Below are 7434 nucleotides of genomic sequence, written 5' to 3' on the forward strand. Positions count from 1 at the left end.
AAATAACTAAGTCACATATATTATTTTTGGATTTTCCCGCTAACTTGGATACAATTGTTGACATGTGAACAAACGTGGACCAAATGATCCGAAAACGTTAAAAAGAATGTGTGTAATTGTAGAGACCAATCCTCATTATTAAATGACTTATTATCTTAAATCCGGGTTTGATGACGTGAGCTTAAATAGCGATTCCAGAAACGAAAAGCCCAAACTAATCGTTTTTGATATGGATAGCACTCTTATTGATGCTGAATGCATAGATGAGCTTGCACGTGCTGCCGGGGTTGAGGATTTTGTTTCAGACATTACCCGAAAAGCCATGAATGGGGAATTGAAATACAGTGAAGCCCTAATCGAGCGTGTCAAAACACTCAAGGGACTTGACATCGAACTTGCCCAAAAAGCAATGGATGAAATATCACTTATGCCCGGAGCAGAAGAGCTTCTGGAGCACATCAGAACCCATGGTTACACCACAGCTATGCTCTCAGGGGGCTTTAGCCTGAAATCAGAGCATGTAGGAAAACGGCTTAAAATTGATCATGTCTTCTCAAATATACTGGAAATAAAGGATGGCAAACTTACCGGAAACGTTAGCGGTCCTATGACAGGAGACAATTCAAAAGAAGTGGTTTTCGAAAAACTCGCCCTTGAACACGGAATCTCAACAGAGGATTGTGTTGTTGTTGGGGACGGAGCAAATGACATCTGCATATTCAAAAAAGCGGGATATTCAATAGCCTTCAATCCAAAACCCATACTATGCCAGTATGCCGATGTAGTTATAAAGCAAAAAAACATGAAGGCAATCATACCAGTGATCGATTCACTTCAGTGAATCACTTACGGAATCGTGCATTAGAAATGCATGGAACGCCAGCCAACGTTGCTGGACAGGGAGGAAAACCTGAGCATGATGAAAGAACTCAAGAACAAGAGGCAGGATTTAAGAAAGGAAGCAGACGAACACAAAGAGAAACGTAATGAGCTTAATACTCTTGCAAGTTCACTTGCCACAAAGCGCAATGATCTGAACAAGCAAACCAAAGAGCTCATCAATGAAGCACAGGAATTTAAGAAGCTTCGTGATGAGAACAATGGTAAAGTCCAGGAATACAAGGAGAAAAGGGACGAAACCAATGCAAGAGCTAATGAAGTTTTTGCAAAAGTAGACGAGCTCAGAAGTGCCAGTAATCTTACAGGCCCATCACTCAAGGAAATTCGCAGGGACATTGACAGGCTGGAATTTGCACAGCAGACTGAAGTCATGACCCCTTCAAAGGAAAAGGAAATCGTCAAGAAGATATCCGAACTCCAGAGCCAGTATGCGGAGAAGAAGAAACAGCTTGAAGGTAATGTAGAGCTGAAAGAGTTGCTTGAAGAAGCACAAGCCATCCGCGAAGAGGCATCCACATTCCACACTACACTTTCCGAATTCGCACAGAAGGCACAGGAATATCACGACAAGATGATAGCCACCTTCAAGGAAGCTGACAAAGTACGCGCAGATTCGGACGCTGCTCACAAAGAATTTGTCGAAATCCAGGAAAAGGCAGATGAAGAGCACAAGTCATTTATTGCGATCCAGAAAGAACTCAGGGACATTGAGAAAGAGGTTCGCAAGATCAAGAAGCAGGACACTGGTGTCAAGAGAGAAGCAGACATGGAAGAGGTTCGCAAAGATGCAGAAGACATCTTTGACAAGTTCAAGTCCGGTGAGAAACTTACCACCGAAAACCTCATGACACTTCAGAAATCAGGACTTCTCTGATCGTAGAAAATTGTTCCAGGGGTTTCCCTGGAATCTTTTTTTAATTCTATTTTCATTCAATTTTATTTAGGATATACTTATCCCTGAACTCATCATCCCGCATAAGGCATGAGCCTGCATTAAATTCCGGATTACTGCGAAGTTTTTTCCAGATATCACTGATATTCTCCTGATGGATATTGCCAACTATCATTGGCATACATGCACACGGATTTACATCACCCTGTGGAGTAATGTGTATCCATTTGCGTCCTGCAAAACAACCCAGTTTTCTCAGGACATGGGGAATCGGGAAGACACGAGGGCCTTCGCGCTGGTTGGCCCATTCTACAAAATCATCAAACCTTTTAAGATCCTGTTTTGACAGGACATCCTTTTCATGATCTATCCAGCGCCCTGTGGGAACAATCTCAAAGAATGATATTTCATGGACACCCATCTCAGTTGCAAGATTGTAGAAATCCTCAAGCTCATGGATATTGAGCGGAGACAATACTACATAGATATTCACCAGCAAACCGGCATCCAGTGAGTAGCGGATGGCATTCATTGCATCATTGAAGACCCCGGATCTGCCTCTCATAGAATCATGTCCCTTTTCATTTGCACTATCAAGGCTGACACTTAGCATGTCCAGACCGGCAGCTTTCAAAGATTGGGCTTTCTCAGGGGTAAAACCTACACCAGAGGTAAACATTCCGGTAATTGCTTTTTCCCGGTCAACATAGCTTATCAGCTCTTCAAGACCTTCGTAAAGAAGGGGCTCACCACCATCAAAGACAATGAATGTGGAACCCAAATCAAGGCATTGATCAATGGCACTCTTAATTGCATCCGGAGAGAGGCTTGCCTTGTTTTTCGTGTCGGGAAGCGCACAATGAAGACATTTATTGGGACAATCCTCAGTTATGGATATCGTTACCTGCTCAGGTACAAGTTTACCCCTCATTGATCCCATCTGGCTTTTCACAAGCCTGTCAAAAGCTTTGCTGGGTATGGGAGGCATCCATGTGGAGAATATCAGCTGGTTGTCCAGTATCTTTGCAAACTTTGAACCCTCAAATAAATCGAAAAAACTAGAAACTACTGGTTTCAGGGGTTTTGATGCGACGCCTGAAGTATGCATTCGGACATGGCCATCTTCAACTGTTGCATATACCTTAAAAAATGGATTTCTGTAAAAGTAATATTTCATGGCTTAAAATCACCTGTTCCTGAGGAGTGCCCTGAAATTCAGCATTGCAAGAGGATCATGTCTTAGCATATACATGGAAACCTGAACAGACTTATGCAATGGCGTTCCCGTAAGGAAGGACATATCCTTGCCTTCAAAGACCTGCATTACCCTGTCAATTTCACTGTCATCCATTTTTCTCAGGGTTTCAAGCCCGATTCTGCCAAGCCAGTGTTCTGTCCTGTAGGCTTTGTTCCATGCACGACGGTAAACGGATAATGTACGCGTTGAAAAATCACCTTTTTTCACTGCATCTGCAGCGACACTTCCACAGATATTGCCGGCATGCATGCTGTAGCCTATACCGGATTGCCCCGCAGTACCGCCTACAAGCATAAGACCGTCTGCAAGAATGTCCTTAGGGATTGTGATAATAGGATCTCCGCCGACAGAAGGTTCCAGAACTTCCAGATCTGAGATTCCCTTTAATTTCTTGAATTTATCAACCCACCTGTCAAAGAATGCAGAAACATCAGTACCATGTCTTCGGACATAGGTTCCCAGTGTTGCACGGTTTTCTCCACATGGAGAGTAAGTGCATTTCCAGCCAGGTGCAAGGCTGCCCAAGTAATATTCAAACAAATCGGGTTCCCCTATACCATCAGCTTCAATTACAGCTTCCTTTGCCCAGGCAATATCCTGAGGATAGCGTATTGGAGATAAGCCGCATAATGAAGCGAGATCAGATTTTATGCCATTGGAAACTACTACCAAAGGAGAACTATATACTCCTTCTGAAGTGCTTACAGCCATTTCCCCGTCTTTGCGGATAATATTGTGCGCTTCTACACCAGATATAATTTCGACTCCTGCATCAATGGTCTTCTGTGCATAAAAACGATCAAAAGCAGGCCTGTCAAGGAAATAGGCCGGACTTATGATTTCAACAGTGCCTCCAGAGGGAGCAAACAGTTTTGCACCACGCAATTCGCGGAGAACATAACTCTTGTCCACAACTTCTTCGGCACGATCAAACATCCCTTTGAAAAATGTATTTGCAGGGTGGCCTGGATTGCCTGGTGATTCCTTTTTATCCAGCAAAAGAACACGGCATCCGAGTGATGAGGCTTTCCTGGCAGTTGCAAGCCCCGCAGGAGAGCCACCGATTACAATGACATCAGCATCCATTTTAAATACCCTTACCAAAGGATTGAAACATATTCTGCAAAGCTAATAGACAATATCACATCAATTATCAGGGAACCGAACATGACTCCACGATACCTTGATCCCTGAAGGAAAAGCTGGCCACCTCTCTTAGGTGTTGGGTTGCGGATGAAATCAAATGACTGGTAAAGCATCCAGAGACCAGCTAAAATTGCCCCAAGGAAAAACAGGGGCCCAAGATGAGCTGTCCATCCAATGATTATTGAAGATGCAACTCCTGCAAACCAGCATAGTGTCACAAATTTTGATGTTGCAGGCACACCAAATGTTACAGGAAAGGTAGGTGCACCCCGTGCCCTGTCTCCCTCAACATCTCTGGCAACGCCTGAAAGGGTGAATCCCCAATCGGCTACACACATCATTATGAAGAAGAATATACCCGGTAATGGAAGGATTACCCCATCACTACCTTTGAGAATTCCAGCGGGATCAAATGCAAGCCAGATTCCAACCGGAACAAGACCGTATGCGATTCCCACAGGTACAAAACTCAGGAATGTCAGCCTTTTTGCGAACCTTGAATAGATGCTGATTGTGGTAACAGCAATAACCAGTACTACAAATGATTCCGGATTCAGGTAAAATGAAGCAACTGAGGCGATTAATGCTAAAAAACCGGCATAACCAAGCCCTTGTTTTTGGGAAAGGGTAGAAGAGGCGATTGGCCTGTCCGGGAGGTTTATCTGATCAATATCAATATCACAGCAGTCATTATAGACGTATGAGCTTGTGATAGCAGCATAGCCACCGATGACTGCAATTATGAAAGGAAAAAGAGCCGGGAGAGCACCCATAGCAATATAAGATGCAAGCAAAGCACTGGCTGCAGGAAGGGCCAGATCCATGTCAGAGATCTCTGGCCTGAGCAATTCGAGATACGGGTTCCTAGTTTTTGAGCCGGCAGTAGATACCAAATGTATCACCAGTGAGAGTATTTAATCTCCAGTATGTTATATTAGAGTTGTGAAGAGAAAGCATCTGAGCTTCCTCTGATGATTACTTCCACGTTTTCCGGAAGTTCGGTAAATCGGGGATGATTGGCCACTGATTCGTCGCATATAAAAGTAAACTGTGCATCAGCATTCCGTGACATCAGGTCTATAGTGTTAAGAAGTGCCTTGTCCATGGCTTCATAATCTATGCTTTCAGGAACTTCCGCATTGAAAGGGTAAACTTCGGAAAGTTCAATTGGGTAAGTTCCGATTGGTGGCTTGAAACGAAGATATTGATCATATTCCTCCGATTTTCTTATTGGGAATGCAGATATCAATACCTTGCCTTTAATTTCCAGACGTCCAAGCCTGTCTGAATAGCGCTTGATTTCCGGCCTCAAGCCAGATTCAGGACCTGTGTAGAAAAATGTTGATTTTGATGCGGGATCGAGAGTTTCAATCCAATCAACATGTGAATAGAGTCTCTTGAGTGCTTCCACCATTGAGGGATGACTTCTGCAACGCATGTCAACAAGCTCCAGCAGGTTTCCTTCCCTGATAGATTGCTTTATCAGGTTAATTTCCTGAAATGTTACGTAGAGGTTGTGTCTTGCAAGCAATTCCACCTTGTTCGGAGCTTTTTTAATTTCTTCTGCTGTATGTTCAAGACAAACCGGACAGCAGCATGGAAGATAGCTTAGATCCTCTATGTGGTAAGTTCCGGAAGTCGTGATGTACCTGCCATCCTTGGCATAAAGCGCATAAGCAGCAGAATCGAAAAGATCGCAACCCAACGCAACAGCCAGTGCAAACATCATGGGATGTCCTGCACCGAACAGATGCACGGGAACCACAGGAGAGAGACCTTTTTTGGAGGCTACTATGACATCAACAAGTTCTGCGTACCTGTAATTCTCCATTAGCGGAACAACCGCACCTATGGGGTAAACATCGAAATTATGAGGCGTGAGTTCTTCAGCGCTGTATTGCCTGAGATCATAATATGTTGAACCCTGAACCGGGCCTGCAAGAAGCATGCCTTCTTTTACCATTGAGCGAGCTTCTTTAAGTCTTTCAAGGGTTATTTCCAGCTCACTCTCTGCCTGATCCCTTGAAACATCTGGTGCAGTCGGAATATCAAGAGGAACACCGATGTCAGTTCCAATTTTTTGCTGGAAATCAATGATCTGTTCATTGGTCACTTCAACGTCACCATAAACAGACAACTGGAATGAGCCTGAATCGGTCATTATCGGACCGTTAAACCCAAGTAGTGCATGAAGACCGTCCTTAAGGGCAACTTCCCTGAGTTCATCTTTCCGGGAAATTATATAGGAATTGGTAATGAGAATCTGAGCGCCAAAACTGCGCATCTCGTGAGCCGGAATGGTCTGAATATTGGGATTGATGACTGGCATGACTGTTGGTGTTTCAACTACACCGTGTGGAGTTGTCAGTTTACCAATACGTCCTGCGGCGTCTTTGTGGAGAATCTCAAACACAGTTGGCATGATGGCAGTAGATGAGGATGATAGTATATATTTGTATTTACATCAGTGATGGATAGCGAAAACTACCTTGAGGAAAGGTAAAAAAGGAATAAGAAATAATAGGACAGTGGAGAATCAAAATGGAAATTCCACAGCCTCTTGAGTGTACAATTAAGGGTGAAGGTGACGTCAGGAAGCTGGCAGAAAAATTGCCTGATGAAAAGAGCATGGAAAAACAAAGCAGAGTACATCATGCACTTTCATCACCATTGAGAATTAAAATTTTACATCTCCTTACACTGAATCCTCTTTGTGTTTGCCTTATTAAGGAAATAGTGAAAGTGCCTGATTCAAAGCTTTCATACCATCTTTCTATCCTCAGCGATGCAGGCCTTATTGAAGGTAAGCGAGAAGGAAACTGGATAATCTATTACCCAACAGAAATGGGAAAGATTATTGTTGAAAAGACTGAGTGATGTTTCTAAACAAATAATCGCTTTTTTGTTTTAACTACTTGTATATCACGTTTAAAATGGATTACGTGAAGAGCTCCCAAAATTCTCCATTTCTCTTATAGATAAACTCTCCAGAAATGTAGAGATGGAACTCATTGTTAATAGATTAATCAGGAAAAAAATTGAGTAGGTAAAAGTAGAGTGAGCACAGCCGACGCCCGAATTGCGCTTCGGGAGAACGCGTCTGTTTCGCTCCACTCAACAAGACTTCCAGCTCATTGGAAGTAGATTACTCAGAAAAAAATTGAGTAGGTAAAAGTAGAGTGAGCACAGCAGCGATGTATAGTTCCCAAAGACTCGCGTACTTTAGTACAATATACAA

7 protein-coding genes are annotated in these 7434 nt (G+C 43.3%); 3 read left to right on the forward strand and 4 right to left on the reverse strand.

Annotated elements, in window-relative coordinates:
* Positions 1–142 precede the first annotated feature (142 nt).
* Together serB and J2755_RS11235 are read left to right on the forward strand one after the other, a co-directional pair.
* Complete coding sequence (gene serB, locus J2755_RS11230; RefSeq protein WP_209683823.1) at positions 143–841, forward strand: phosphoserine phosphatase SerB; 699 nt, start codon at positions 143–145, stop codon at positions 839–841.
* Positions 842–916: 75 nt separating this feature from the next.
* Complete coding sequence (locus J2755_RS11235) at positions 917–1774, forward strand: coiled-coil protein (RefSeq protein ID WP_209683866.1); 858 nt, start codon at positions 917–919, stop codon at positions 1772–1774.
* A 52-nt stretch (positions 1775–1826) separates the two neighbouring features.
* On the opposite strand, the gene J2755_RS11240 is transcribed toward J2755_RS11235, so the two are convergent.
* The 4 genes from J2755_RS11240 to tgtA are packed head-to-tail and all read right to left on the reverse strand — an operon-like array spanning position 1827 to position 6618.
* Entirely contained in the window at positions 1827–2969 is a 1143-nt protein-coding gene (locus J2755_RS11240; RefSeq protein WP_209683826.1) for a radical SAM/SPASM domain-containing protein, read from the reverse strand.
* A gap of 9 nt (positions 2970–2978) precedes the next feature.
* Complete coding sequence (locus tag J2755_RS11245) at positions 2979–4136, reverse strand: NAD(P)/FAD-dependent oxidoreductase (protein WP_209683829.1); 1158 nt, start codon at positions 4134–4136, stop codon at positions 2979–2981.
* A gap of 11 nt (positions 4137–4147) precedes the next feature.
* Entirely contained in the window at positions 4148–5089 is a 942-nt protein-coding gene (locus J2755_RS11250) for a UbiA prenyltransferase family protein (protein ID WP_209683832.1), read from the reverse strand.
* A gap of 41 nt (positions 5090–5130) precedes the next feature.
* Positions 5131–6618, reverse strand: coding sequence for a tRNA guanosine(15) transglycosylase TgtA (gene tgtA / locus J2755_RS11255; protein ID WP_209683837.1), 1488 nt, complete (start codon positions 6616–6618; stop codon positions 5131–5133).
* Positions 6619–6737: 119 nt separating this feature from the next.
* Between tgtA and J2755_RS11260 the strand changes: the two genes are divergently transcribed.
* Positions 6738–7073, forward strand: a complete 336-nt coding sequence (locus J2755_RS11260) for an ArsR/SmtB family transcription factor (protein ID WP_209683840.1) — start codon at positions 6738–6740, stop codon at positions 7071–7073.
* Positions 7074–7434: the final 361 nt, after the last annotated feature.

Source organism: Methanohalophilus levihalophilus (genome assembly GCF_017874375.1).
GTDB classification, from domain to species: Archaea; Halobacteriota; Methanosarcinia; order Methanosarcinales; family Methanosarcinaceae; genus Methanohalophilus; species Methanohalophilus levihalophilus.

What these genes read in the sequence shown, in the direction of transcription:
- serB (WP_209683823.1), top strand. Translation starts at nt 143, where the DNA reads ATGACTTATTATCTTAAATCCGGGTTTGATGACGTGAGCTTAAATAGC.
- J2755_RS11235 (WP_209683866.1), top strand. Translation starts at nt 917, where the DNA reads ATGATGAAAGAACTCAAGAACAAGAGGCAGGATTTAAGAAAGGAAGCA.
- J2755_RS11240 (WP_209683826.1), bottom strand. Translation starts at nt 2,969, where the DNA reads ATGAAATATTACTTTTACAGAAATCCATTTTTTAAGGTATATGCAACA.
- J2755_RS11245 (WP_209683829.1), bottom strand. Translation starts at nt 4,136, where the DNA reads ATGGATGCTGATGTCATTGTAATCGGTGGCTCTCCTGCGGGGCTTGCA.
- tgtA (WP_209683837.1), bottom strand. Translation starts at nt 6,618, where the DNA reads ATGCCAACTGTGTTTGAGATTCTCCACAAAGACGCCGCAGGACGTATT.
- J2755_RS11260 (WP_209683840.1), top strand. Translation starts at nt 6,738, where the DNA reads ATGGAAATTCCACAGCCTCTTGAGTGTACAATTAAGGGTGAAGGTGAC.